We start from the raw sequence: 25297 nt of genomic DNA, 5'->3' as shown, positions 1-25297 counted from the left end.
CACTGGGACGCGGCTCAGGGGAGAAAGCTTGGGAGGGCGTGAAAATTTTTTTCCGAAGGTGGGGCCGTCAGCGCGCTTCCCCCTTGTCGGATGACAGCAATCGCCGGATTTCGTGCATGCGCCACGCGACGGTGGCCTCGCTGACGCCCAGCAACGGCGCGGCCTCCGCATGGGTGAGTTGCTGGCCCGCGACCAGGACCGCCGTGTCCCGATAGGCGGGCTTCAGTCCGGCGATCGCGCTTTTGAGCCAGATCGCGTCATGCAGGTCGCGGCCATCCGGCGCTGGCGTCAGCCCGGCGATCACCGCCAGCCGCTCGGCAAAGCCGCTGAAGGATCGCTTGCGGCGGCGCAGGTCGCGGCAGGCATTGTAGACGATGCCGCACAGCCAGGTGGTGAACTTCGCTTCCCCGCGAAAGCCGCCGATCTTCTCGACCAATGTGCAACACACGTCCTGCGCGATGTCGTCCGCGTCGCTGCGCGTGCCGGTCAACTGCCAGGCAAGCCCATGGATTCGGCCATAATGGCGTCGCAGCAGGGCCTCGAAGGCCTTGCGATCGCCATCGACCGCCGCGGCGACCAACAGGCTGTCCGGAACATGGGACAGGTCGTCCATCCGTCAGAGCCGCGTCCAGCGGTCCATGGCGGCCGGCGGCCACCCTTCATTCCGATCTTTCCGGCCAGGCCCCGACATTCCGACAGAGCTAGCAAAGATGAAGCGCCTGTTCCACTCATGCGGAACAGAGGCTTCGCGGTCTTTCAAGGATGTGCTAGCGCCGATGCCGATGACAAAGCCTATTCCATCCGGATCGACCGACGAAGGGTCGGCGCGCCGGCGCCAGATTCTGGAGATCGCGGCCCAGCTCTTCGCCAAAAAGGGCTATCGCGGAACGTCCATGCGGGACATTGGCGAGCAGGCGGGCGTGCTGGGCGGGTCGCTCTACCATCATATCAAGTCCAAGGATGCGCTGTTCGTCGAATTGCACAATGCCGCCCTCGACGGGGCGGAGGAAAGGATAGCGCAAGCCGTCGCGGCGCAATCCGAACCATGGGCGAGGCTGACGGCGGCTTGCGCCACATTGCTGGAGATTCAGCTCGCCCCCGATTCGCCCACGACGCCGATGATGAACGATTTTCGGGAGGTGCCCGACCCGGTCCGCGAGCAATTGATCGCCCGCCGCGACCGGTTCGAAGGGCTGTTCCGCGCGCTGGTGGAGGAGCTGCCGCTGCCGGCGCATATCGACCGGTCGGTCTATCGCAACCTGCTCCTGGTCCAACTGAACAGCATGGCGGACTGGTATCGGCCCGGCCGGCTCACCCCGGCTCAGATCGCCGCGCAGATGGTCGCTGTCTTTCGGCACGAATGACCGGATCGGGCTGGCGACGCCGGGGGTGGGTCAGAACTCGATATAGATATGAACCTTCAGCTTGTTCACGCCCGCCGCTTCCGCAATCCGCGTTTTCGACAATTCGATGACGTCCTTGAGCGATTGGGTATAGGCTTCCGAAGTCGCTTTCTTCGCCTGATGCAGCGGGGAATTTTCCTTGCCGAACAGCAATTGCTGCTCGGTCAGGCCATAGATGCCGGACAGGATCAGCAAATTATCCTTGCGCGGCATGGTCCGGCCCGTTTCCCATCCCCAGATGGTGGGCTTGCTGAAACCCGTTTGCTCCGACAGGGCGGCGCGGCTCAGGCCGCGTTCCTGCCGCAGCCGGCGCAGACGTTCGGGCAACCCTTCCGGAGCGGGCGTCTCTGAAGGATCACCCGCCGGTTTCGCGTCATTGCGGTTCGGATTGCGCAGCCTGATCGCGCTGACCACCCCCTGCGGCAGCGGTTCCGCGAAGCGGCAGCCGAAGAGCGACTCATTCTGCCAGACGACATGCGCGACGACCTTGTCGGCATCGGGCAAGGACACGGTGACGCTCTGCCCGATCTTCAGCTCCGACTTGGTCTCGATCAGCATGCCGGCGGTCGATATGTCGTGAACCACGACATTCGCATTCGCATCGTCAAGCGTGTCGGGAAGTTCGAGCCGAATGCGCCAGCGCGCGGCTCCGCGCCGGCTGTCGGACTTGGGTGGCTGTTCTACGATCGCATGAATGGGCATTTTCATACTATTGGCATGGGCGGGTTTCCGGAATGTTAACGAAGAGGCAACCGAAACGCATCCGGCAAGGAAGCCCTTTACCGGCAGGCGCTTATGCTTGCGGCGCGCAGCTTTTCGCATGTGCGATTGACTGTAACAGATGTTTGGTATAGGCCAGCAAGGCGCTTTGAGGAGAGGCTCCGATGTTCAGCTATGTTCCGCCGATCGATGATTACCGCTTCCTGCTGACCCAAGTTCTCGGCTTCGACCGGGCGATGGCGGAGACGGGGAAGGATGTCGATGCGGAGCTGGCGACGGCGGTGCTGGAGGAAGCGGGGCGGATGTGCGCGGACCGGCTGCACCCCCTGAACCGCCATGGCGATGAGGAAGGCAGCCGCCTGGTCGATGGCGAGGTGCGGACGCCCCAGGGCTTTGCCGACGCCTGGCGCGATTTCGCGGCGGCGGGTTGGGCTTCGCTGTCGGCGGAGCCGGAATATGGCGGGCAGGGCCTGCCCTTCATCCTCCAGCTCTGGCTGGACGAGATGCTGTCGGCCGCGAACCTGTCCTTCGGCCTGTTCCCCGGCCTGACCCGCGGTGCGTGCGAGGCGATCATGGCCCATGCCAGCGATTCCCTGAAAACCACCTATCTGCCGCGCATGGTGAGCGGCGAATGGACCGGCGCGATGGCGCTGACCGAAAGCGGCGCGGGCACGGACCTTGCCCTGCTCAAGACCAAGGCGGTTCCCGATGCCGACGGCGGCTATGCCGTCACCGGGCAGAAGATCTTCATTTCCTCGGGCGACCATGATTTCGGCGGCAATATCGTCCATCTGGTGCTGGCGCGCCTGCCCGACGCGCCGGCTGGCGTGAAGGGGATCAGCCTGTTCCTGGTGCCCAAGTTCCTGCCCGACGCGGACGGCGGCTTCACGATCCGCAACGCCATGTCGGTCGGTGCGCTGGAAAAGAAGATGGGCATTCATGCCCAGCCGACCTGCGTGATGAATTATGACGGTGCGACCGGCTGGCTGGTGGGTGAGCCGAACAAGGGCCTGGCCGCCATGTTCACGATGATGAATGCGGAGCGGCTGATGGTGGGCATTCAGGGTCTGGGCATTGCCGGCGCCTCCTACCAGCAGGCCGCCGGCTATGCGAAGGAGCGGCTCCAGGGGCGCAGCGCCGATGGCGCGCGGGGGCCAGTGGCGATCATCGAACATGCCGATGTGCGGCGCATGCTGCTCAATATCCGCGCTTTCGTGGAGGCCGGGCGCGCTCTTGCCGGGTGGACGGCGTTGCAGCTCGACCGGGCGCATCATCATGCCGACGCGGCCGAACGGGCCAAGGCCGATGCCCTGGTCGCGCTGTTGACGCCGGTGGTGAAGGCGGCCTTCACGGATTACGGCTTCGAAAGCGCGGTGCAGGCGCAGCAAGTGTTCGGCGGTCACGGCTACATCCGCGAATGGGGCATGGAGCAATATGTCCGCGATGCGCGCATCGCCCAGATCTATGAGGGCACCAATGGCGTGCAGGCCATGGACCTGGTCGGGCGCAAGCTTTCCATGGCGGGCGGCGCGGTGGTCGACGGCTTTTTCGCGCTTGTCGCTGAAGATGTGGAAGCGGCCGGGACCATCGCGGTCGCGGAAAAGACGCGTGAAGCGCTGGCCTTGCTGCGCGGCGTGACGGCTTCGCTGCGCGGCGCGGGCGTGGAGGCGGCGGGCGCGGCGGCGGTCGATTATCTGCGCCTCTTCGCGCTGGTTTCCATGGGCTGGATGTGGACGCGCATGGCCGCTGCCGAAGGGGATACGCCCCTGCATGACGCCAAGCGCGCCGTTGCCGACTATTTCGCCCAGCGCATGCTGCCGCAGGCCCAGGGGTTGGCGGGCAGCATCGCGGCGGGCGAAGCGACGATCATGGCGCTGGGCGCCGACGCCTTCTGAGCGAAAGGGATAGCATGGCTGTCGAGATTACCCACGAAGGCGCGGCCCGGTTGCTGCGCCTGTCCAACGGCCCGGTCAACGCCCTGTCGGTCGGCAACGGCTTTGTCGGGGAGATCCTCGCGGCGGTCAGCCAGGCGGCGGCCGATCCCGCCTGCCAGGCGATTGTCGTCACGGGCGCCGGCAGGATGTTCTGCGGCGGCGCGGACATCAGCGACTTCGACGGCGATCCGGCACAGATCGGCCTTTTGCGCGATTTGATCGCCGCGGTCGAAAATTGCGATAAGCCCGTCATCATGGCGATCCACGGCATGGCCCTGGGCGGGGGGCTGGAGCTGGCGATGGGCGGCCATTATCGCATCGCGCAGGCGGGAAGCCGCCTCGGCCTGCCGGAAGTGACGCTGGGCCTGCTGCCGGGTGCGGGAGGCACGCAGAGGCTTCCCCGGCTGATCGGCGCCGGGGCGGCGCTCGACATGATGCTGTCGGGCAAGCCGGTAACGGCGGAGCAGGCCTTGTCGCTCGGCCTGGTCGACCAACTGGTGGACGGCGATGTGGTGGAAGCGGCGCTGGAAGTGGCGCGCAATGCGCCGCCGCCGCGCCGGACGGGCTCCCTGCCGGTTCCCGCCGACCTTGAAGAAGCGGTCGAAGGCCGTCGCGCCAAGTTGCGCGGCGGATTGAACCTAGCGCCGGCCCGGATCATCGATTGCGTCGCTGCGCTATCCGACGATCTGGCGGCAGGCGTGGCGGTGGAAGCGGAATTGTTCGGGCAATTGCTGCGTTCCGAAGCCTCGCGCGGGCTGCGCCACGCCTTTTTCGGGGAGCGGACGGTGGCGCGCATTCCGGGGCTGGCGCGGGATGTGCGTCCGCGTGAGGTGCGGCATGTCGGCGTGATCGGCGGCGGGCTGATGGGCACTGGCATTGCGCTGGCGCTGTTGAACGCAGGGCTGCCGGTGACGATGGTGGAACTGCGCGCCGAGGCGCTGGCCAAGGCGGAAGCGGGCATCCGCAAGACCATCCAGCGGGATGTCGAGAAAGGCCGGATCGCCCAGGCCGTGGCCGATGCGCGCATCGCCGCCTTCACCGCCGCGACGGAACTGGAGGCGCTCAGCGACGCCGATCTGGTGATCGAGGCGGTGTTCGAGGATATGGCCGTCAAGAAGCAGGTCTTCTCCGCGCTCGATGCGATCACCCGCCCCGATGCGATCTTGGCCAGCAACACCTCGACGCTCGATCTGGACGCCATCGCCGCGCTGGTGACCGATCCCTCGCGGGTGGTGGGCCTGCATTTCTTCTCGCCCGCCAATATCATGCGGCTGCTGGAAGTGGTGCGGGGCAAGGACACCGCGCCGGACGTGCTGGCGACGGCCATGGCCTTCGGCAAGCGGGTCGGCAAGGTCGGCGTGGTGTCGGGCGTGTGCGACGGCTTCATCGGCAATCGCATGTTCGAGGAATATCTGCGCCAGGTCTATTTCCTGCTGGAGGAAGGCGCCCAGCCGCAGCAGATCGACGCCGCGATGGAGCGCTGGGGGATGGCGATGGGCCCATGCCGGACGATGGATCTGGCCGGGCAGGACATTGGCTGGGCGATCCGCAAGCGCCGCGCCGTGGAGCAGCCCGACCGCCCCTATTCGGGCGTCGTCGACCGCATCTGCGAACTGGGCCGTTTCGGGCAGAAGACGGGCAAGGGCATCTACGCCTATCCCGACGGTCGCACGGCTGAGGTGGACCCGGAGATCACGGCGCTGATCGAGGCCTATTCGGCGGAGATCGGCCTTGAACGCCGCGCCGTCAGCGACGAGGAAATCGTCAGCCGCTGCCTGCTGGCGCTGATCAACGAAGGGGCGCGGATCGTGGGCGAGGGGATCGCCTATCGGCCGGTCGATGTCGATATGATCTATCTGCACGGTTATGGCTTTGGCCGCGAGCGGGGCGGGCCGATGTTCCAGGCCGACCTGATGGGCGTGCCTGCCGTGCTCGACCGGCTTCGCACTCTGGCCGCGGGCCGCAACGGCTGGGCCTGGGCGCCCGCGCCGCTGATCGAACAGCTTGCCGCCAAGGGCGGGCGCTTCGAAGATTTGAACATCTAAGGACAGGAGCAGGGCATGACGGACGTATTTCTGGTATCGGCGGCGCGGACCGCCATTGGCAGCTTCGGCGGATCGCTCAAGGATCAGAAGCCGGGCGAACTGGGTGCGCATGTTGCGAAGGCCGCGATCGGGCGGGCGGGCATCGATGCCGCGCAAGTCGGCAATGTGGTGCTGGGCAATGTCATCCATTGCGAACCCCGCGACGCCTATGCCGCGCGCATTGCCGCCATCGGCGCGGGCGTGCCGCAGGAAAGCCCGGCGCATGCGGTGAACCGGCTCTGCGGGTCGGGCCTGCAGGCGATCCTCACCGCCGCGCAGTCGATCATGCTGGGCGATTGCGAGATCGCGCTGGGCGCGGGGGCGGAGATCATGAGCCGCGCTCCCTACTTCCTGCCTGCCGCCCGCTGGGGCCAGAAGATGGGCGATGCCGTCGTGCAGGACGGCCTGACCGGAGCGCTCACCGATCCGTTCCAGGCGATCCATATGGGCGTCACGGCGGAGAATGTCGCGGCGCGCTACGGCATTTTGCGGGAAGATCAGGACGCGCTGGCCTTCGAAAGCCAGAAGCGGGCGGCCAACGCCATCGCGCTTGGCTATTTCAAGGACCAGATCGTGCCGGTCGAGGTGTTGGTGCGGCGCAAGCCGGTGCCGTTCGACACCGACGAATTCGTCCGCGCCGACGCGGCGGCGGATGATTTCGGCAAGCTCAAGCCGGTCTTCCAGAAGGACGGCACGGTAACGGCGGGCAATGCGTCGGGCATCAACGACGGCGCGGCGGCAGCCGTGCTGGCGAGCGAGGCGGCGGTGAAGGCGCAGGGCCTCAAGCCCCTGGCGCGGCTGGTGGCCTATGGGCATGCCGGCGTCGATCCCGCCTATATGGGCATCGGCCCGGTTCCCGCGACGCGCAAGGCGCTGGAGCGGGCCGGTCTGACCGTCGCTGACCTCGACGTCATCGAATCCAACGAGGCTTTCGCGGCGCAGGCCTGCGCGGTGGCGCGGGAACTGGATTTCGATCCGGCCAAGGTCAACCCCAATGGCAGCGGCATTTCGCTGGGCCATCCGGTTGGCGCGACCGGCGCGATCATCACTGCCAAGCTGATCTACGAATTGCAGCGCACCGGCGGGCGCTATGGCCTCACCACCATGTGCATCGGCGGCGGCCAGGGCATCGCCGCCATCTGGGAACGGGTGTAAGATAACGACCGGCGGGGCAGGGCGGTTCGCCGCCAGGCCCCGCTGCCTTCAGCCGGCAAGCGAGGGGGCGGCCGCGTCCAGCCTGGGCCGGTTCATCGCCGGTCCCAATTCATGCTGCAGGCAGTCCACCACCTGCCGCACTTTGGGGAGGAGATGGCGGCGCTGCGGATAGACTGCCCAGATCGGCTCGTCCTCCGGTTGGACATCCTCCAGCAGCAATTCGACCATCCCATGTTTCAGGTGCGGCAAAATATAGAAATCGGGTAGCTGGCAGACGCCCAGCCCGGCGATGCAGGCTTCCATCACCGCATGCCCGCTATTGCAGCGGAATCGCCCCTGCGGCCTGTGCACGATGTCCTGCCCCTCTGCCTTGAAATGCCATGTCGTGGCGGTTCCCGCTATGCATTCATGCTTCTTCAGCTCTTCCACCTTTTGCGGCCGGCCCGCGCGGGACAGATAGCTTGGCGCCGCGCAGGTGTAGAGCGTGCGGGAGGCAACCCGCGTCGCGATCAGGCGCGGGTCCGTGACCGCGCCCGTCCGCACCGCCAGGTCGAAACCCTCGCCCACCAGGTCGATCACTCGATTGGACAGCTCGATCGATACGGTCAATCGGGGATGCCGCATGGCGAACCGCCGGATGATCGGCGCCACGAAGCGCTCGCCCATGGCGGTGGAGCAGGTGACGCGCAACTCGCCCTGTGGCTCGCTCTGTTCGGAAATGAGGGCGATGGCCTCATCCCGTTCCTGCGCGATCCGCTCGCAGCGTTCGAAGAAGACGCGCCCCGTATCGGTCAGCCGGACGGTGCGGGTCGTCCGGTGGAACAATGGCGCCTGAACCCGCTGCTCCAGCGCCATGACAGCCCGGCTGACATGGGTGGGCGAAACGCCCAGCGCCTTGGCGCCCCGCGTGAACGATCCGGTGGTGGCGACAGCGATGAATTCGTCGATTCCCGCCCAGGCGGACATAGGACTATCCCCATATGGTAATAATGAATTGCCTAATCGACCTATTATCACGTCACGGAAATATCGCTATGGGCAGGGATGAGAAAAATGGGGCTGCACCCCCTTTTCGGACTTGATGCAGGGAGTGAGGAATGAAAACGCGCGCCGCCGTCGCTTTTGAAGCGAAAAAGCCCCTGGAGATCGTCGAGGTCGATCTGGAAGGTCCGAAGGCGGGCGAGGTTCTGGTGGAGATCATGGCGACGGGCATCTGCCACACCGACGCCTATACGCTGGACGGTTTTGACAGCGAGGGCATCTTCCCTTCGATCCTTGGCCATGAAGGCGCCGGCATCGTGCGCGAAGTCGGCCCGGGTGTGACTTCGGTCAAGCCCGGCGACCATGTGATCCCGCTCTACACGCCGGAATGCCGCCAGTGCAAAAGCTGCCTCAGCGGCAAGACCAACCTGTGCACCGCGATCCGCGCCACCCAGGGCCAGGGGCTGATGCCGGACGGCACGACCCGTTTCAGCTATAAGGGGCAGCCGATCTTCCATTATATGGGCTGCTCGACCTTCTCCAACTTCACCGTCCTGCCGGAAATCGCGGTGGCGAAGATCCGCGAGGACGCGCCCTTCGACAAGAGCTGCTATATCGGCTGCGGCGTCACCACCGGCGTCGGCGCGGTCATCAACAGCGCCAAGGTCACGCCCGGCTCCAACGTCATCGTCTTCGGCCTGGGCGGCATCGGCCTGAATGTGCTGCAGGCCGCCCGGCTGGTCGGCGCGGACCGGATCATCGGCGTGGACGTCAATGACGGCAAGGCGGAATGGGGCACCCGCTTCGGCATGACTCATTTCTACAATCCCAGGGGCAAGAGCACGGCGGAGGTCGTGGCCGATCTTGTCGCCCTGACCGACGGCGGCGCCGATTACACCTTCGATTGCACCGGCAATACCGAAGTGATGCGTCAGGCCCTGGAGGCATGCCATCGCGGCTGGGGCGTCTCCACCGTGATCGGCGTGGCCGAGGCGGGCAAGGAAATCTCCACCCGTCCGTTCCAGCTCGTCACCGGCCGCGTGTGGCAAGGTTCGGCCTTCGGCGGCGCCAAGGGTCGCACCGACGTGCCCCGGATCGTCGACTGGTACATGAACGGCAAGATCGAGATTGATCCGATGATCACCCATGTGCTGAGCCTTGAGGAGATCAACAAGGGCTTCGACCTGATGCATGCGGGCGAATCCATCCGCAGCGTCGTCGTTTTCTGACAAATCAACCTAGTAGGAGAAACGCAATGGCAGTCATTTCCGGCGACGGAGTGTTTTCGCACGTCTTCATCGGGGCCAAGGACACCGCAACGTCGTCCAAATTCTACGACGCGGTGCTCGGCGCGCTCGGCATCAACAATCTGGGGCCGGCGGGCACCTGGATCTTGTACGGCCGCGACAAGCCGGCCTTCATCATCGCGCCTCCGGGCAATGGCGAAGCGCCGTCGAGCAACGGCGCGACCATCGGCTTCGCGGCGAAGACCTCTGCCGAAGTGGATGCCTTCCATGCGGCCGGCCTTGCCAATGGCGGCACGGACGAGGGCGCGGCCGGCCCGCGCAGTCACCTGCCCGGCGCTTATGCCGGCTATCTGCGCGATCCGGCCGGAAACAAGATCTGCGCCTATTCCTTCAGCGAGTAAAAGATGACCCTGGAAACCGTCTCAACCAACAAGAGCCACGGCGGAGTCCAGGGCGTCTACAAACATGCCTCCGCGGCGACGGGGACGGAGATGACCTTCTCCGTCTTCGTGCCGCCTCATGCGGAGGGTGCACGGCTGCCCGTCGTCTGGTATCTTTCCGGCCTGACCTGCACCCATGCCAATGTCACTGAAAAGGGCGAATTTCGCGCCGCCTGCGCGGAGCTGGGCCTGATCTTCGTCGCGCCCGACACAAGCCCGCGCGGCGTTGATCGCGACGGAAACGCCGTGGCGGACGATGCGGAGGGGGCCTATGATTTCGGCCTTGGCGCGGGTTTCTATGTCGATGCGACGCAGGCGCCCTATACGCCCCATTACCGCATGTGGAGCTATGTGACGGAGGAACTGCCCGCCCTGATAGCGGCGCATTTCCCCGCCGACATGGACCGCCAGTCGATCATGGGTCACAGCATGGGCGGCCATGGCGCGCTGACCATTGGCCTCACCCATGCCGACCGATTCAGGGCGGTGTCCGCCTTTTCGCCCATCGTCGCGCCCTCTCAGGTTCCCTGGGGGCAGAAGGCGCTGACGGGCTATCTGGGCGAGGACAAGGCCGTCTGGCGCGGACATGACGCCGTCGCGTTGATCGAGGATGGCGCCCGCTTGCCGGATCTGCTGGTCGATCAGGGGGATGCCGATCAGTTTCTGGCGGAGCAGCTTCGCCCCGAATTGCTGGATGCCGCCTGCCGCGCGGCGGGCCAGAAGCTGACGCTGCGCCTGCAGCCCGGCTATGACCACAGCTATTATTTCATTTCCACTTTCCTGGACGATCATCTGCGCTGGCATGCGGAACGGTTGACTAAGTCCGCCGGCTGACGTTCCGGCAGGCTGGGCAAGAGGGCGGCCGCACCGGGGAAACCCTGCGGCCGCCCCGCCATCATTTGCCGCTGAGATCGAGCGCGACGTCGACGATCATATCCTCCTGCCCGCCGACCATCTTGCGACGCCCGACTTCGGCCAGGATGGCGCGGGTATCGAGGCCATAATCCTCCGCCGCCTTTTCCGCATGACGCAGGAAGCTGGAATAGACGCCCGCATAACCCAGCGTCAGCGTCTCGCGGTCGACCCGGACCGGCCGGTCCTGCAATGGACGGACCAGTTCCTCGGCCGCATCCATCAGCGCGTAGAGATCGCAGCCATGGTTCCAGCCGTAGCGGTCGGCGGCGGCGATGAATACCTCCAGCGGCGCATTGCCCGCGCCCGCGCCCATGCCGGCCAGGCTGGCGTCGACGCGGATCGCGCCGTTCTGAACGGCGATGATGGAGTTCGCCACGCCCAGCGAGAGATTATGGTGCGCATGGACGCCGCGCTGCGTTTCGGGCTTCAGCACCCGGTCATAGGCCTGGAACCGCGCCGCATATTCTTCCATGTTGAGCGCGCCGCCGCTGTCAGTGACATAGACGCAATGCGCGCCATAATCTTCCATCAGCTTAGCTTGCCCCGCCAGCGCTTCGGGATCGGACATATGGCTCATCATCAGGAAGCCGGAGACGTCCATGCCCAGATTGCGCGCCGCTTCGATATGCTGTTTCGAAACGTCCGCCTCGGTGCAATGGGTCGCGATGCGCACCGAACGCACGCCCAGATCATAGGCATGTTTCAGATCGTGGACCGTGCCGATGCCGGGCAGCAGCAGCGTCGTCAGCACGCTATGCTCCAGCACTTCCGCCACGGCGGCGATCCATTCATAATCCGTATGTGCGCCGAAGCCATAGTTGAAGGACGATCCGCTGAGCCCGTCGCCATGGGCGACCTCGATCGCGTCCACCTTGGCGTCGTCCAGCGCCTTGGCGATCTTCTTCACATGGTCGATGCCATATTGGTGCCGCACCGCGTGCATGCCGTCGCGCAGCGTCACGTCCTGGATATAGAGCTTGGTCTGGGTCGGATCGAAAGTCATGCCGCGGCTCCTTCATGCATGCGGACGGCGATCTTCTCGGCGGTGCGCAGCGCGGCCGAGGTCATGATGTCGAGGTTGCCGGCATAGGCGGGCAAATAATGGGCGGCCCCTTCGACCTCCAGGAAGACGCTGACTTTGAGGCCGGTATATTCCCCGTCCATCTCGGGAATGCGCAGCGGGCGGTTCGACCCGATATGTTCGAACTGCACCGCCTGCTTCAGCCGGTATCCCGGCACATAGGTCTGCACTTCGGCCACCATGCGGTCGATGCTGGCGCGGATTTCGTCCTGACTGGCCTCTTCGCACAGGCAATAGACGGTGTCGCGCATGATCAGCGGCGGCTCGGCCGGGTTGAGGATGATGATCGCCTTGCCCCGCGTCGCGCCGCCGACGTCCACGATCGCCTGGCTGGTGGTTTCGGTGAACTCGTCGATATTGGCGCGGGTGCCGGGACCGGCGCTTTTCGAGGCGATGGAGGCGACGATCTCGCCATAATGCACCTTCGCCACGCGGTTGACGGCGTGGACGATGGGGATGGTCGCCTGTCCGCCGCAGGTCACCATATTGACGTTCGACGCGTCGAGATTGGTCTCGCCGTTGACGGGCGGAATGGTGTAGGGGCCGATGGCGGCAGGCGTCAGGTCGATCACCCGCTTGCCATGGGCCTGGAGCAGTTCGTTGTGACGCTTGTGCGCTCCGGCGGACGTCGCGTCGAATATGATGGCGATGTCCTTGAACCCGTCCAGCGCGATCAGGCCGTCAATGCCCTCCGCCGTGATGGGCACGCCCATGCGCGCGGCGCGCTTCAGCCCGTCCGATTCCGGATCGATGCCGACGAAGGCGCCCATTTCCAGCGTCTCCGACAGACGCATGATCTTTATCATCAGGTCGGTGCCGATATTGCCCGACCCGATGATCGCAACTTTGGTCTTGGCCATATTCCTCAAGCCTTTTCGTAACGGAACACCCTTTGCCAATGCGGCGGGCGGCGATCCCCTCTGGGCAGGGAGAATAAGCGCGCTTTGGGCTTGGCGCCACCGGGGGAAGTCGCTATCTTCTCACGTCATGAGAAATAAGACGCCGCAGATCAGTTCCCTCAAGCGGACCTTGGCGATGCTGGAGGAAGTCGTCGCGGATGGCGGGCAGAACAGCGTGTCCGCGCTGGCGCGGTCGGCGGACATTCCCGTGGCGACGGCGCACCGCCAGGTGACGACGCTGGTCGAGGAAGGCTATCTGACGCCGGTCGGGCGGGGGCGGCACGTCGCGGGCGCCCGGCTTTTGCGGCTTTTGCAGCGGCTCGATGAAAAGCAACTGATCGTCAATGTCGCCGCGCCGGCCCTGCATCGTCTGGCGGTCCGGGTGCGGACCATCGTCCAACTGGGGACGCTGGAAAATGAGATGGTCACCTACCGCCTGAAAATCGGTCAGGGCGCGGCGGGGCTGTTCACCCGGGTGGGGATGCAATTGGAGGCTTATTGCTCCGGAATGGGCAAGGTGCTGCTCGCCAATCTTCCTCGCGAGGAGCGGGATGCCTATCTCGCAAACGGCCCTTTCGTCGCGCTGACGCCGCGCACCATCGTCGACGCCGATGCACTGGCGCGCGAACTCGATCTGGTCGCGCAGCAGGGATATGCGATTGACGACGGCGAGGTTGTCGAGGATCTGATTTGCGCCGCCGTGCCGATCAAAAGGCCCGACGGCGTGGTGCACGCCGCCATTTCCGTATCGCAATCCATGACGGCGAGGAAGCTTTCCCAGGAGGATGTGATCGACCTTCTGCGGGCAACGGCGCATGAGATCGAGCAGGTCGCCTTCAGCCGGGCGTGACGCGGGACCGATCAGATCATCAGCTCGCCCACGACCTCCTGCAAGAGCTGGACCATCCATTCATGTCCGGGATCATTGTCGTTCCGCCTGTGCCAGAACAGCCTTTCCTCCATGATCGGCATTTCGAACGGAACCGGGAGCGTCCTGACATTGTAGCGCTCCCCTTTCTGCTCCACCAGCAGGGACGGCAGGATCGTCGCCATGTCGGTTTCGCTCACCGTATCGAGCGTCAACTGGAAATTGGGGAGCCAGCCGCAGATGCGCGGCTGTCGGGGCTGTTGCCGCCATATCTGTTCGCTGATGCCCGCGATCACGCCCGCGAAGCGCGTTTCGACATAAGGCATGGCGCATAGGTCATCGAAGGAGATTTCATCCTTCGAATAGGGGTTGTCCTTCGAAATCGCGACGACGAAATGGTCGGTGAACAATTTCTTGGACTTGAGAAATTCGCTTAGACTTTCGAAATTGTCCAATATGCGGGCGGAAATCGTGATGGCGAAATCCACCTGCCCTTCCGCGATGCGGGTCACGGTGTCGGTCGACAGATCCTCGAACTGGACGCTGACATTGGGCGCGATGGTCCGCAACTTGCGCATGAGCGGGGTCGCCAGGATTTCGCTGCAAAATGTCGTCGAGGTGATCCGGAACACCCGGCTGACGTGCAGCGGGTCGAATTTTCGCGAACTCTCGTTCAGGTCGCGGATTTGCGACAAGATGGTCTTCACCGGCTCCGCCAGCGTCCGGGACCGGCTGGTCAGCTCCATGCTTCGGCCCACGCGTTCCAGCAGCGGATCGTTGAAATAATATCGCAGCTTCTGGAGCGCGGCGCTCATCCCCGGTTGAGAGATGTGAATGCGTTCGGCCGCCCTGGTGACGTTCTTCTCGGACAAAAGTGCATCCAGCGCGATCAAGAGATTCAGGTCCAGTCCCTGAAGATGCATGGCCAATCGTCTCCCTTGCGGAGAACTTCCGCTTATCCTCTTCCTGGATAGGCTTTTAAGCCAAAAAGCGGGCCAGGCAACTCGCTCTGGTGCGCGCCGGGGAATCGCGGGCTAAGCGGGGCCGGCGTTATGCGAGCGCGTCTGCGCTCCGCATCCGCAGGGATTGGCGGCCCGTCATCAGGTCGACGCCGCGATCCGCCACGGCCATGACTGGCGCGTTGGTGTTGGCCGATAGGATGTTCGGCATCATCGATGCGTCGAGCACGCGGAGATTGTCCACGCCGCGCACCCGAAGGTCGGGCGTCAGCACCGCCATGGGATCGCCGTCGCGCCCGGCCTTGCAGGTGCCGACCGGATGATAGGCGCTCTCGACCGTGTCGCGCAGATACTGCTCCAGCTCGGCATCGCTTTGCAGGGCGGGGCCTGGCGCGCGTTCCTCGGCAATGATGGAGGCCAGTGGTTCGGTCTGCGCGATCCGGCGCAGCAGCCGCAGCCCCTTGATCATCACCGCGACGTCCTCGGCATGGTTGAGCCAGCCGAGGTCGACGACGGGATCGTCCGCCGGATCGGCGGAGCGCAGGCGGACGCTGCCCCGCGATTGGGGCTGGGTCTGGCTGGCCATCATCGTGATGCCGTGAGTGATGGCCCCGGTATAGGCCGACGGCCATAGGATGCCGACGCTGTAGATCTGAATGTCCGCGACACCCTCCGCCGCATCGACATTGGTGAAACCGACGCATTCCGCGCCGTTGGACGCCACTGGCCCGTCCCCGAACAGATAATAGCGCAGACCGTTGCGGATCATCCGGAGGCCACGGTCCTCACCGAAATAGCCATAATTGCGGTCCGTCGCCGCGGACAGGCGGACGACCACATGATCCTGGAGATTTTGGCCGACGCCGGGGAGGTCGACCAGGGGATGGATGCCCATGGAACGCAGATGCTCCGCCGGTCCGATGCCGGAAAGCATCAGCAGCTTGGGCGTGGCGAAAGCTCCGGCCGTCAGGATCACCGACCGGCCCGCTTTTGCGAAATACGGCCTGCCGTCGCGCATATATTCGACGCCCACGGCCTTGCCATTCTCTATCCTGATGCGCGTGACGCGGCATTGGGTGCGAAGCGTCAGGCGCGGATCGTGGCGGACGGGGGTCAGGAAGGCATCGGCCGAACTGCATCGGCGCGCCCCTGAAATCGTCGTCTGGAAATAGCCGACTCCTCCCAATTCCCCCGCATTGAAATCGTCGCGAAAGGCGATGCCGCCATTTTGCGCGGCCTTGAGGAAATAGCTGGAGGCGGGAACCTTGTAATTTGGATCGGAAACCTTCAGCGGCCCGTCGCCGCCATGACTCCGGTTGGAAAGCCGGACATTGCCTTCCTGCCGCCGAAAATGGGGGAGGAGGTCGTCCCAGGACCAGCCGCCGCCGATGGCCGCGTCCCATCGGTCATAATCTTCCCGGCAACCGCGCATATAGGCCATGACGTTGACCGAACTGCCCCCGCCGATGACATTGCCCTGCGGCACGCCGACGGTCCTGCCGTTCAATTGCTTCTGCTGCTCCGACACATAATGTTTGATGTGCGCGCTGCCCCCCAGCATCATCTTGAAGGTACCGGCGGGCATCTTGATCAGCTTGTCGTCGTCATTGCCGCCTGCTTCCAGCAGCAACACGCGCGCGCCCTGTTCGCCAACGAGCTTTCCGGCGGTCACGCATCCCGAACTGCCGCCGCCGACGACGATATAGTCGAATTCGCCGTCCGCTTCCATGGAAGCGCCCTGCGTGCCGCCTGCCATTTCCCCCACCTCCCTGCCTTCGGAATTTCCGCGGAGCGCGCCGGACTTCGGGCCTTCCGCTATCCCTTTGCCATCGCCAGGGCGGCATAAAGCACGGGCGCCGCGACACCGGAAATATCTGTCGCGGATGGTTGGTATCCGGACTAACTATTTTTTTTCCGCCGTCCCTCCGCCGATGCTGCATGCCAGAACATGGGATGGAGAGGCAGTTTGGCGTCTTTGGCTGAAATCGACTGTGACGCGGTCCCCGGTCTGTTCGTCGACGGGCGGTGGCAGGGCGCGAAGGGCGCTTCGTCCATCGATGTCCTCGAACCCCATAGCGGCGAAATTCTGACCCGCATCCCGGCGGCCGACGCCGGCGACGTGGACCGGGCGGTCCAATGCGCCAGGCTTGCCTTCGAAACCGGTCCCTGGGCGCCGATGTCCTGCGTGGAGCGTTCGGACATCCTCCATCGCCTGGCCGATGTGGTGGAGCGCAACGCCCTTCGCATCGCCGCCATAGAAAGCCGCGATGTCGGCATGCCCGCGAAGGTCGCTGACATCACCATCGCGATCGGCATCGGCATGATCCGCCATTGCGCCGCCCTGGCGCGGACGATGGCGAACCGCACGTTCGACGGCATGGGTGACGGCTTCCACGCCTATGTGCGTCGCGAGGCGGTTGGCGTTGTCGGCATCATCACGCCTTGGAACGGGCCGTTCGTGCTGCTCTGCGCGAAGCTGGCGCCCGCCCTGGCCGCTGGCTGCACCTGCGTCATCAAGCCCGCCGAACTGGCGCCGATGAGTTCCGCTTTCCTGATGTCCCTGCTGGCCGAGGCGGGCGTGCCGCGGGGCGTGGTGAACATGGTCGTCGGCACCGGTCCGGAAGCCGGGGAGGCGCTCGTCACCCATGCGGACGTGCGGAAGGTCTCCTTCACCGGATCGACCCGCGTCGGCCAGCATCTCATCCGTCTCGCCGCCGACAATCTGACGCGGCTGACGCTGGAACTGGGGGGCAAGTCGCCTCTGATCGTGATGGACGACGCCCATATCGACGCCGCCGTCCCCACGGCCGCATGGGGCGTTTTCGGCAATAGCGGCCAGGCCTGCTACGCCTGTTCCCGCGTCTATGTGCAGGAGGGTATCTATCCTGCGTTCATGGAGCGGCTGAAGGACTTCGCCGCCGCGATGAAGATCGGCGCGCCGGAGGATCGGGAGACCGATCTGGGCCCGCTTATCTCCCGCGAGCATCGGGAGAAGGTGGCGGGTTGGGTCGACCTCGAACGGTCCAACGGTGGCAGGATCGTGGCGGGCGGACGGTTCGGTGAGGGGCGCGGCTTCCATTATCAGCCGACCGTCATCGGGGATTGCCCCCCGGAATCGGCGGCGATGAAGGAGGAGATTTTCGGGCCGGTCGTCTGCGTCGCGCCGTTCGTCAGCGTCGACGATGCTGTGGCTGCGGCGAACGACACGCAATATGGGCTGGCGGCCGGCATCTTCACCAATGATCTGACGAAGGCGCATGTGGTCGCCCAGCGGATCAGGGCGGGCACGGTCTGGGTCAACTGCTACGCCCATGTCGATCCGACGCAGCCTTTCGGCGGATATAAGCAATCGGGGTGGGGCAGGGAGTTCGGTCCGGATGCCCTGGAACCCTATCTGGAAGTGAAATCGGTGCAGATCGCATTGGGATGATCGTCCTGGCGGGCGGTTGAGTGCAGCCACCAATGGCTGACGGGCAGTCATGCGCGGTTCCGGGTCGCGCGCCGCGCATGACTGCGACGATCGGCGGGCTGCGGCAAGAAGTGGGAATGGATATGAGGATCGGATTCATCGGACTTGGCGTGCAGGGATTGCCGCTGGCGCTCAATCTGGCGGCGGCGGGCCATGAACTGCACGGCTTCGACGTCAGGGCGGAGCCCCAGGCCGCGCTGCGGGAGGCGGGCGCTCATGTGGCGCAGTCTCCGGCCGAGATCGCGCAGAAATGCGAGGTCGTCTTCATCTGCGTCGCCACCGACGCGCAAGTGATCGACGTCGTGCTGGGCGACGATGGGCTTGCCTCCACCGCCGCACCCGGCCTGATCGTCGTCAGCCATTGCACGGTGAGCGCGGAGACGATGGCGGCCTTGGTCGAAGGCGCGCGGGCGCATGGCCTGCGCCTGGTCGACGCGCCGGTCAGCGGCGGGGCCAAGGGTGCGCAGGAAAAGACCATGTCGTTCATGGCGGCGGGCGATGAGGAGGTGCTGGACATCTGCGAGCCGCTTTTCAGGCTTTCGGGTTCCACCATTCTACGGACCGGCGCTGCGGGCACGGCGACGATCGCCAAGCTGGCGCATCAGGTCACGATCATCGGCAATATCCTCGCCATGGCAGAGGGCATGCGCCTGGGCGTGGCGGCGGGGCTGGCCCCGGAAGTCGTAAAGCAGGTCATCACCGGTGGCCTGGCGCGCAGCTTCATTGCCGAAACCTGGGGAGAGATCAAAATGGCGCCCCACGCCATCCCGATCTACACCAAGGATCTTGAGAACAGTCTTCAACTGGCCGGAAAGCTGGGCATTTCCTTGCCCGGCGCGAAGCTGATGAAGCAGGAAATCGAAAATATCGTCCCTTAATTTGGAAGAACGGAACATGGGAATGCATTCTTCAAATCTCGTCGATACGACGAGGGATGTGGTCAGCCGCAAGATCTTTCACGATCAGGATATTTACGAGCGGGAACTGGAGCAGATCTTCCGCAAGAGGTGGCTGCTCGTCGCGCATGAGAGCCAGCTTCCCGCGCCGGGCGACTATTTCCTGTCGCGCATGGGCGAGGACCAGGTCATCGTATCGCGCAGCCGCGACATGAAGATCAACGTCTTCCTGAATACCTGCCGTCACAAGGGCATGCGCATTTGCCGCTATGACGAAGGCAACACCAAGCTGTTCTACTGCCCCTATCATGCCTGGTCCTACGACCTGAACGGCGACCTGAAGGGCGTGCCCGAGTTTGAGAATTTCCCGGACTCCTTCGACAAGAAGGATTGGGGCCTCATCAAAGTGGCGAAGGTCGCGACCTTCCGCGGCACCGTATGGGCGACCTGGAACCAGGATGCGCCGGATTTCGAGGATTATCTGGGCGATGCGAAGGAAGGCCTGTGGTACGGCCTTGGCGCCTGGGACGGCGGCGATGGAGAGGTCGAAGTCTATGGCGGGGTCCAGAAATGGATCATTCCGTGCAACTGGAAGTTCGTGTCCGAAAATTCCGGCGGCGACCCGCTGCACAATATCAGCCATCAGTCGACCGACATGAGCCGCATCGGCCCGCGCGAGGGCGTCGGACGCCGCGATCCCTTCGGGGAGCTGTTCCTCACCGCGACCGGCAATGGTCACGGCCTGATCTATGAGCGGGTGGCGACGGACCAGCCGCGTGGTCATTATTCGATGTCGAAGATCACGTCGGAATATTTCGAGGATTGCTGGCGCCGCCGCGTCGCCCGCCTGGGCGAAAAGGCGGGATCGCCGCTGGTGCTGGCCAATATCTTCCCCAATGCGGGCTTCCATACGCAGCAGCCGCGGGTGTTGCTGATGGCGCATCCCAACGGCCCGCAATCCTGCATGGCCTGGCGCATGTTCTTCGTCGACAAGGACGCGCCGCAGGAGGCGAAGGATTTCCTCCGCCGCTACTATATCTCCTACAGCGGCCCCGGCGGCATGACCGAACAGGACGACATGGAGAATTGGAACTATGCGTCGGAGGGGGCGTCCGTCCGCGCCGCGCAGCACGCGCCCTTTAGCTATGTGGCCGATTCCGGCAGCTTCACCGACCCCTATATCCCCGGCAAAGTCAGCAAATGGTGGATGACGGAGCGCAACAACATGGCCTTCTACCGGGCCTGGTCGGAAGCGATGGAAGCATAAGGGGGTAATGATGACCATCGTCCAAGAAGCCGCCGGTAAGACGGCATCCATCGAACGCCTGCTGCTGACGCGTGAAATCGAGGATTTCCTCTACAGGGAAGCCGATACCATCGATGCGCGAAGGTTCGAAGAATGGCTTTCCTTCTTTGCGGATGACCTGCGTTACTGGGTACCGATCCGCAAGAACTTGCCGTTCAACCGGCGGTTCGATGATATGACCAACGATTATGAATCGGCATGGATCGACGACACGCGTGCGACGCTGGAAGCCCGCGTCTACCAGATCATGACCAAGATTCATTGGGCGGAGGAGCCGTTGTCGCGCGTCTCCCATCTGGTTTCCAACGTCTATGTCGACAAGGTGGAGGAGCAGGACGGCGATCAGGTGATCGTCGTCAGAAGCAAGCTGCTTTGCCACCGTTCGCGCATGGAGGAAGCGGGCGAGATGCTGCTCGCCAAGCGGGAGGACAGAATCCGCCGGGAAGAAGATGGTCTGAAAGTCTTCTGGCGGAAAATCACCATCGATCAGGCGACTCTCCATGTCAAGAATCTGTCCTTTTTCCTTTAGAACTTCAATTTTCCTAAAAACATCATATAGTTAATGTGGGAGGGGTTTAGATGAAAATGTCAACGACAGCGATAAGGCTTGCTCTTTTCTGTGGCGCCGCCGCCCTGTCCATTCCGGCGATGGCCCAGACCGGCGGGGAAGCACGCGCCAATGGCCCGGCTGTCCCGGCGGATGCCAATGACCAACCGACCGACGGCAGCGACATCATCGTGACCGCGCTGCGCCGCGATACGACGCTTCAGAAGACGCCGGCCGCCGTCACCGCCATTTCGGGCAAGGAGCTCGCCTCACGCGGCATTTCGAATGTCGAGGATCTGGCTGCCGTCGTTCCGGCGGTCAGCTTCGGCAAGAATATCGGCCAGGCGCATATCGCGGTGCGCGGCATCGGTTCCGACGGCGTGGTTGCGGGCCAGGACCCGCGTGTCGCCTTCTACCAGGACGGCGTCTATATTGCGCGTCCCGACGCGCAGCTCAGCGGCATGTTCGACGTCGATTCCGTGCAGGTTCTGAAGGGGCCGCAGGGCACGCTCTACGGCCGCAACGCCACCGGCGGCGCGGTGGTCGTGACCAGCGCCCGGCCCACGCAGGAGATGCAGGGCTATATCCGCGCAGGCTATGGCAATTACAACGCCACCAAGGTGGAAGGGGCGATCTCCGGCCCGGTCACGTCCAATCTGGCGCTCCGTTTCGCCGCCCATCATGAAAGTCATGACGGCTATGGCAAGAATATCGTCACGGGCACCGACATCGACGACAAGGATGAACTCGGCCTGCGCGTGTCGGCGCTGTGGACGCCGGTCGACGGCCTCGAATTCCTGACGATCTTCGATTATTCCGATGAATCGGATCGGGCGAACGGCCTGCATTATTTCGGTCCCGCCCAGCCCAATGTGATCCCGCTCGGCATCCGGCTCGGCGGCCGCGCCCTGTACAACAGCCGCGACATCGCCAGCGACATCGATCCCAAGGTCCATATCAGGACCTGGGGCATCGTCCAGAAAATCGACTATCAGACCGATTGGGCGACGTTGAAGTCGATCACGGCCTATCGCAGCGTGAAATCCTCCAACCTTGTCGACATTGACGGCACCGACGTCCAGCTTGGCGTGGATACGCTGTTCAACAAGTCCGAACAGTTCAGCCAGGAACTGACGCTGGACGGCCGCGCCGGCCGCTTTTCCTGGCTGGTCGGTGGGCAATATTTCTACGAGAATATCGGCCCGTCCGGTTCGGAAATTCCGATCAGCTCGGCTGTGCAGGGCGGTGCGCTCAGTCTGCGCGACGCTTTCTATGCCGTCGGTTATCAGAAGACCTACGGCCTGGCAGCCTATGCCCAGTTGACCTATGAGATTGCCGACGGCCTGAAGCTGAGCGTCGGCGGCCGGTATAGCACTGAGAAGAAGAAGCTGAACGACAATTTCCAGCTCGATTTCACCCGGCCGTACCAGCCGGGCGGGCCGCTGGTTTCCGTTCCCGGCTTCCCGCGCCAGCTTTCGGACCGCTTCTCCCGATTCACGCCCACGGCGACGCTGGAATATCAGGTCACGCCGGAAATCTTCTCCTATTTCACCTATAGCCAGGGCTTCAAAAGCGGCGGCTATGCGATCGGCGTCAATCAATCGGCCTATCAGCCCGAAAAGATCACCAATTATGAAGGCGGCATCAAGACGACCTTCCTGGGCGGCGCGGTCAAGGCGAACCTGATCGGGTTCCACTATGACTATAGCGACCTGCAGGTGACGCAGGTCCGGGGCAATGTCAGCGTGACGGAAAATGCGGCGTCCGCGAAGGTCGACGGTTTCGAACTGGAACTGGCGGTCAGTCCGGCGCATGGCCTGAGCCTGGGCGGAAACCTGGCCTATGTGGATGCGAAATATGATCGCTTCTTCACTGTCGATCCCAGCAATCCCAGCGTGGGCAATCAGGATCTGTCCGGCTATACCTTGTCCCAGGCGCCCAAGACGTCCTTCATGCTGTTCGCATCGAACAAGTGGGAAATCGGTGATTATTCCGTGACCGTGCGCGGCGACTATAATTTCGTCGACAAGCAATATTTCTCGCCGTTCGAAAATCCGCTGGTCTCCCAGAAGAGCTACGGCGTGGGTTCGGTCAGCGCGCGCGTGGAAAATGCGGGGGGTTGGTCGGTCGAAGGCTATATCCGCAACATCGGCAATACGCAGGCGATCGCGCAGACCTATGTGTCATCGACGCTGTTTGGGACGCCGGTGCTGGGGACGCTCATCGCGCCGCGCACCTATGGCGTGACGGTCGGTTACTCCTTCTGACCCTTTTGGCCGGGGGCTGGTCCATAATGGGCCAGCCTCCGTTTCTCCCATCCGGCGAGGAGGAATGTGATGCACGCTATCGAAATAGCGCCTGAAATCGCCGCGCGCGCGATGGCGGCCCGCGGCGGGCGCCAGAGACTGTTCGATGCCGTCGACCCCGCCCGGACCGCCCATGTCGTCATCGATATGCAGAACGGCTTCGTGGAACCGGGCGCCACGGTCGAAATCGCCACTGCGCGGGAGATCGTGCCCGCCATCAACCGGATTTCCCGCGCCGTCCGGGAAGCGGGAGGCATCAATATCTTCGTGCAATTCGTCACCGACGGGCGGGCGCTCAGGGATTGGTCGACTTTCTACGGTACCGTTTTCCTTCCCGGTTTTTCGGAAGGGATGCTGGAAAGCTTCCGGCCCGGCAGTCATGGTCATGCGCTCTATTCCGAACTGGATGTCGCGCCGGAGGATTTCGCGGTGGACAAGGCTCGTTTCGGCGCCTTCTCGCCGGGCACCAGCTCGCTCCACGATCTTCTTCAGGAAAAGGGGATCGACACGCTGATCGTGACGGGCACGGCGACCAATGTGTGCTGCGAGACGACGGCGCGCGAAGCCATGCAGCTTAACTATCGCGTGATTTTCGTGTCGGATGCAACGGCGGCCCTGTCCGATGTCGAACATAATGCCGCGCTGAATTCGCTGACGGCGATCTTCGCGGATGTGGTTCCGGCCGATGCGGTGGTGGAACTGCTTTCGGCATAGATTTTCGGCGCTATCCTCCCTGAGCGGTCGGTCGCGGCTTTTTGCCGCGGCCGGCCGTTTTTCGTTCGGGATTCGGGGCCAGCGCCAACCCAAAGATGATGATAGTAACTATCGTGATATTTGGGTTGTCCGATGCGGGTTCAGGATCGAAAGTCTTCGTCAGGCAAAGGCAAGACCAGCAAAGACGAAAAGAAAATGGCCCTGAGAGACAGCGTAATCGCCGCCTTCGCGGAAACCGAAATCCAGTTCCGCAGCGGAAAGGAACCTTTTTCGCTCGCGGGCGAAATCATGGACAGCCTGCTCACCGATACGGGCTTCGAAAAGTCGGACATTGACGGCATGATCGTGACGCCCTCAGTGTCGGCGGCCTCGACCGCCTTCTGGGCGCAGAGCATGGTCGACTTTCTCGGCCTCGAACTCGATTTCACCGATACCTGCGATCTGGGCGGATGCGGCGCCGCCGGATCGGTCGTCCGTGCCGCCGCCGCCATCGATGCGGGGCTTTGTTCGACCGTGCTGGTGCTGTGCGCGGATGCGCCGTCCAGCCGCTTCGACTATGTCAACTATTCCTTCCATGAGGAATGGACCGACCCCTATGGCCTGATGGGCCCGCCCGGCTCCTTCGGCCTGCTCTCCAAGCGATATGACCATCAATATGGCCTCGACCTGGAAGTGTTGGCGAAGCTCGCCATCACGCAGCGCAACCATGCCATATTGAACGACAATGCGTGCAGCAAGCTGCGCAGCCCGATCACGGTCGACGACTATATGTGCTCGCGGATGATCGCGGACCCGATCCGCCTGCTCGACTGCGTCATGTTCGCGGACGGTGCGAACGGCCTGCTCGTCACGCGGCGCGCCATAGCGAAGGCGAAGGGGCTGGACCGCTTCGTTGTGCCCATCGGCTATGGCGAAGTGACCAATTTCGGCGGCGCGGCCAGCCAGGTGGACATCACCGCGACAGGCCATGCCAAGGCGGGGCAGCGCGCTTTCGCCCAGGCCGGGCTGACGCCTGACCGGATCGCGTCCTTTCACCCCTATGACGATTTCCTGATCGCGATCATGCTGCAATTCGAGATGCTAGGCTTCGGCGCGCCGGGGCAGGGGGGCGCCTTCATCCGCGAACGCAACCTCGCTTTCGACGGCGACCTGCCGCTCAACACAGGTGGAGGGCAGATTTCCGCCGGGCAGGCGGGGCTGGCGGGCGGCGGCACCAATCTGGTGGAGGCGGTGCGGCAATTGCTGGGGCAGGGCGGCGCCCGTCAGGTCCGCAACACCGACAATGCGCTCGTCACCGGCATTGGCTGGATACCCTATGGCCGCAACTGGGGAACCAGCGTCGCTCTCATCCTGGCTCCCGATGCGTGAGGCAC

At 63.9% G+C, this 25297-nt stretch carries 22 protein-coding genes; 15 read left to right on the top strand and 7 right to left on the bottom strand.

Translation table 11 applies throughout. From position 1 onward, the window contains the following. Positions 1-67: 67 nt before the first annotated feature. The gene (locus HUK72_RS18210; RefSeq protein ID WP_176598204.1) at positions 68-613 is read right to left on the bottom strand and encodes an RNA polymerase sigma factor; all 546 of its coding nucleotides are present in this window, start codon (positions 611-613) and stop codon (positions 68-70) included. A gap of 169 nt (positions 614-782) precedes the next feature. Between HUK72_RS18210 and HUK72_RS18205 the strand changes: the two genes are divergently transcribed. Then, positions 783-1364 (top strand): TetR/AcrR family transcriptional regulator, encoded by a 582-nt coding sequence (locus HUK72_RS18205; RefSeq protein WP_176598879.1) that lies wholly within the window; start codon positions 783-785, stop codon positions 1362-1364. Between the two features lie 30 nt (positions 1365-1394). On the opposite strand, the gene HUK72_RS18200 is transcribed toward HUK72_RS18205, so the two are convergent. Continuing rightward, positions 1395-2111 (bottom strand): helix-turn-helix domain-containing protein, encoded by a 717-nt coding sequence (locus HUK72_RS18200; RefSeq protein WP_255325861.1) that lies wholly within the window; start codon positions 2109-2111, stop codon positions 1395-1397. A 176-nt stretch (positions 2112-2287) separates the two neighbouring features. Here HUK72_RS18200 and HUK72_RS18195 point away from each other — a divergent pair, with 176 nt between their 5' ends. Genes HUK72_RS18195 through bktB form a run of 3 tightly spaced genes read left to right on the top strand, consistent with a single transcriptional unit; the run spans position 2288 to position 7296 of the window. Then, positions 2288-4018 carry an acyl-CoA dehydrogenase family protein gene (locus HUK72_RS18195; RefSeq protein ID WP_176598203.1) on the top strand — a complete coding sequence of 577 codons (1731 nt, stop codon included), beginning with the start codon at positions 2288-2290 and terminating at the stop codon, positions 4016-4018. Positions 4019-4032: 14 nt separating this feature from the next. Continuing rightward, entirely contained in the window at positions 4033-6102 is a 2070-nt protein-coding gene (locus HUK72_RS18190; protein WP_176598202.1) for a 3-hydroxyacyl-CoA dehydrogenase NAD-binding domain-containing protein, read from the top strand. A gap of 15 nt (positions 6103-6117) precedes the next feature. Then, entirely contained in the window at positions 6118-7296 is a 1179-nt protein-coding gene (gene bktB / locus HUK72_RS18185) for a beta-ketothiolase BktB (protein ID WP_176598201.1), read from the top strand. Positions 7297-7344: 48 nt separating this feature from the next. On the opposite strand, the gene HUK72_RS18180 is transcribed toward bktB, so the two are convergent. Further along, positions 7345-8262, bottom strand: coding sequence for a LysR family transcriptional regulator (locus tag HUK72_RS18180; RefSeq protein WP_176598200.1), 918 nt, complete (start codon positions 8260-8262; stop codon positions 7345-7347). 131 nt (positions 8263-8393) lie between these two features. Here HUK72_RS18180 and HUK72_RS18175 point away from each other — a divergent pair, with 131 nt between their 5' ends. The 3 genes from HUK72_RS18175 to fghA are packed head-to-tail and all read left to right on the top strand — an operon-like array spanning position 8394 to position 10798. Beyond that, complete coding sequence (locus tag HUK72_RS18175; RefSeq protein WP_176598199.1) at positions 8394-9506, top strand: S-(hydroxymethyl)glutathione dehydrogenase/class III alcohol dehydrogenase; 1113 nt, start codon at positions 8394-8396, stop codon at positions 9504-9506. A 26-nt stretch (positions 9507-9532) separates the two neighbouring features. Further along, positions 9533-9925 (top strand): VOC family protein, encoded by a 393-nt coding sequence (locus HUK72_RS18170; protein ID WP_176598198.1) that lies wholly within the window; start codon positions 9533-9535, stop codon positions 9923-9925. Positions 9926-9928: 3 nt separating this feature from the next. Beyond that, positions 9929-10798 (top strand): S-formylglutathione hydrolase, encoded by an 870-nt coding sequence (fghA, locus tag HUK72_RS18165; protein ID WP_176598197.1) that lies wholly within the window; start codon positions 9929-9931, stop codon positions 10796-10798. A 61-nt stretch (positions 10799-10859) separates the two neighbouring features. On the opposite strand, the gene dmpG is transcribed toward fghA, so the two are convergent. Both dmpG and HUK72_RS18155 read right to left on the bottom strand, forming a co-directional pair. Then, positions 10860-11882: a 4-hydroxy-2-oxovalerate aldolase gene (gene dmpG, locus HUK72_RS18160; RefSeq protein WP_176598196.1), complete on the bottom strand. Its 1023-nt coding sequence runs from the start codon at positions 11880-11882 to the stop codon at positions 10860-10862. After that, the gene (locus tag HUK72_RS18155) at positions 11879-12820 is read right to left on the bottom strand and encodes an acetaldehyde dehydrogenase (acetylating) (protein WP_176598195.1); all 942 of its coding nucleotides are present in this window, start codon (positions 12818-12820) and stop codon (positions 11879-11881) included. The genes dmpG and HUK72_RS18155 overlap by 4 nt, the downstream gene beginning before the upstream one ends. A gap of 127 nt (positions 12821-12947) precedes the next feature. On the opposite strand from HUK72_RS18155, the gene HUK72_RS18150 reads away from it, so the two are divergent. Next, positions 12948-13709, top strand: a complete 762-nt coding sequence (locus tag HUK72_RS18150) for an IclR family transcriptional regulator (protein ID WP_176598194.1) — start codon at positions 12948-12950, stop codon at positions 13707-13709. Between the two features lie 11 nt (positions 13710-13720). Here the strand turns inward: HUK72_RS18150 and HUK72_RS18145 are convergent, their stop codons facing one another. Further along, positions 13721-14650, bottom strand: a complete 930-nt coding sequence (locus HUK72_RS18145; protein ID WP_176598193.1) for a LysR family transcriptional regulator — start codon at positions 14648-14650, stop codon at positions 13721-13723. A 127-nt stretch (positions 14651-14777) separates the two neighbouring features. Next, positions 14778-16442 (bottom strand): GMC family oxidoreductase, encoded by a 1665-nt coding sequence (locus HUK72_RS18140; protein ID WP_255325860.1) that lies wholly within the window; start codon positions 16440-16442, stop codon positions 14778-14780. Between the two features lie 210 nt (positions 16443-16652). Here HUK72_RS18140 and HUK72_RS18135 point away from each other — a divergent pair, with 210 nt between their 5' ends. The 7 genes from HUK72_RS18135 to HUK72_RS18105 all read left to right on the top strand — a co-directional run bounded on the left by HUK72_RS18135 (position 16653) and on the right by HUK72_RS18105 (position 25292). Continuing rightward, positions 16653-18116 (top strand): aldehyde dehydrogenase, encoded by a 1464-nt coding sequence (locus HUK72_RS18135; protein ID WP_176598192.1) that lies wholly within the window; start codon positions 16653-16655, stop codon positions 18114-18116. Between the two features lie 122 nt (positions 18117-18238). Next, positions 18239-19033: an NAD(P)-dependent oxidoreductase gene (locus HUK72_RS18130; protein WP_176598191.1), complete on the top strand. Its 795-nt coding sequence runs from the start codon at positions 18239-18241 to the stop codon at positions 19031-19033. A 22-nt stretch (positions 19034-19055) separates the two neighbouring features. Further along, positions 19056-20318 (top strand): Rieske 2Fe-2S domain-containing protein, encoded by a 1263-nt coding sequence (locus tag HUK72_RS18125; protein WP_176598190.1) that lies wholly within the window; start codon positions 19056-19058, stop codon positions 20316-20318. A 10-nt stretch (positions 20319-20328) separates the two neighbouring features. Then, on the top strand, positions 20329-20886 hold the full coding sequence (locus HUK72_RS18120; RefSeq protein WP_255325859.1) for a 3-phenylpropionate/cinnamic acid dioxygenase subunit beta: 558 nt from the start codon (positions 20329-20331) through the stop codon (positions 20884-20886). 50 nt (positions 20887-20936) lie between these two features. Then, entirely contained in the window at positions 20937-23171 is a 2235-nt protein-coding gene (locus HUK72_RS18115) for a TonB-dependent receptor (RefSeq protein ID WP_255325858.1), read from the top strand. Between the two features lie 69 nt (positions 23172-23240). Continuing rightward, on the top strand, positions 23241-23924 hold the full coding sequence (locus HUK72_RS18110) for a cysteine hydrolase family protein (protein ID WP_176598188.1): 684 nt from the start codon (positions 23241-23243) through the stop codon (positions 23922-23924). 195 nt (positions 23925-24119) lie between these two features. Continuing rightward, positions 24120-25292, top strand: coding sequence for a thiolase family protein (locus tag HUK72_RS18105; protein ID WP_176598187.1), 1173 nt, complete (start codon positions 24120-24122; stop codon positions 25290-25292). Positions 25293-25297: the final 5 nt, after the last annotated feature.

It is taken from the genome of Sphingobium sp. 15-1 (genome assembly GCF_013375535.1).
GTDB classification, from domain to species: domain Bacteria; phylum Pseudomonadota; class Alphaproteobacteria; order Sphingomonadales; family Sphingomonadaceae; genus Sphingobium; species Sphingobium aromaticivastans.
The sequence above is the reverse complement of the archived record's forward strand: the minus strand, read 5'-3'. Positions and strand labels throughout refer to the sequence as shown.

Excerpts from the sequence above, each read along its gene's own strand:
- HUK72_RS18155 (WP_176598195.1), bottom strand. The coding sequence starts at position 12,820 with ATGGCCAAGACCAAAGTTGCGATCATCGGGTCGGGCAATATCGGCACC.
- HUK72_RS18175 (WP_176598199.1), top strand. The coding sequence starts at position 8,394 with ATGAAAACGCGCGCCGCCGTCGCTTTTGAAGCGAAAAAGCCCCTGGAG.
- HUK72_RS18195 (WP_176598203.1), top strand. The coding sequence starts at position 2,288 with ATGTTCAGCTATGTTCCGCCGATCGATGATTACCGCTTCCTGCTGACC.
- fghA (WP_176598197.1), top strand. The coding sequence starts at position 9,929 with ATGACCCTGGAAACCGTCTCAACCAACAAGAGCCACGGCGGAGTCCAG.
- HUK72_RS18170 (WP_176598198.1), top strand. The coding sequence starts at position 9,533 with ATGGCAGTCATTTCCGGCGACGGAGTGTTTTCGCACGTCTTCATCGGG.
- HUK72_RS18130 (WP_176598191.1), top strand. The coding sequence starts at position 18,239 with ATGAGGATCGGATTCATCGGACTTGGCGTGCAGGGATTGCCGCTGGCG.
- HUK72_RS18125 (WP_176598190.1), top strand. The coding sequence starts at position 19,056 with ATGCATTCTTCAAATCTCGTCGATACGACGAGGGATGTGGTCAGCCGC.
- bktB (WP_176598201.1), top strand. The coding sequence starts at position 6,118 with ATGACGGACGTATTTCTGGTATCGGCGGCGCGGACCGCCATTGGCAGC.
- HUK72_RS18105 (WP_176598187.1), top strand. The coding sequence starts at position 24,120 with ATGGCCCTGAGAGACAGCGTAATCGCCGCCTTCGCGGAAACCGAAATC.
- HUK72_RS18180 (WP_176598200.1), bottom strand. The coding sequence starts at position 8,262 with ATGTCCGCCTGGGCGGGAATCGACGAATTCATCGCTGTCGCCACCACC.
- HUK72_RS18115 (WP_255325858.1), top strand. The coding sequence starts at position 20,937 with ATGAAAATGTCAACGACAGCGATAAGGCTTGCTCTTTTCTGTGGCGCC.
- dmpG (WP_176598196.1), bottom strand. The coding sequence starts at position 11,882 with ATGACTTTCGATCCGACCCAGACCAAGCTCTATATCCAGGACGTGACG.
- HUK72_RS18120 (WP_255325859.1), top strand. The coding sequence starts at position 20,329 with ATGACCATCGTCCAAGAAGCCGCCGGTAAGACGGCATCCATCGAACGC.
- HUK72_RS18140 (WP_255325860.1), bottom strand. The coding sequence starts at position 16,442 with ATGGCAGGCGGCACGCAGGGCGCTTCCATGGAAGCGGACGGCGAATTC.
- HUK72_RS18210 (WP_176598204.1), bottom strand. The coding sequence starts at position 613 with ATGGACGACCTGTCCCATGTTCCGGACAGCCTGTTGGTCGCCGCGGCG.
- HUK72_RS18145 (WP_176598193.1), bottom strand. The coding sequence starts at position 14,650 with ATGCATCTTCAGGGACTGGACCTGAATCTCTTGATCGCGCTGGATGCA.
- HUK72_RS18200 (WP_255325861.1), bottom strand. The coding sequence starts at position 2,111 with ATGAAAATGCCCATTCATGCGATCGTAGAACAGCCACCCAAGTCCGAC.
- HUK72_RS18150 (WP_176598194.1), top strand. The coding sequence starts at position 12,948 with ATGAGAAATAAGACGCCGCAGATCAGTTCCCTCAAGCGGACCTTGGCG.
- HUK72_RS18205 (WP_176598879.1), top strand. The coding sequence starts at position 783 with ATGACAAAGCCTATTCCATCCGGATCGACCGACGAAGGGTCGGCGCGC.
- HUK72_RS18190 (WP_176598202.1), top strand. The coding sequence starts at position 4,033 with ATGGCTGTCGAGATTACCCACGAAGGCGCGGCCCGGTTGCTGCGCCTG.
- HUK72_RS18110 (WP_176598188.1), top strand. The coding sequence starts at position 23,241 with ATGCACGCTATCGAAATAGCGCCTGAAATCGCCGCGCGCGCGATGGCG.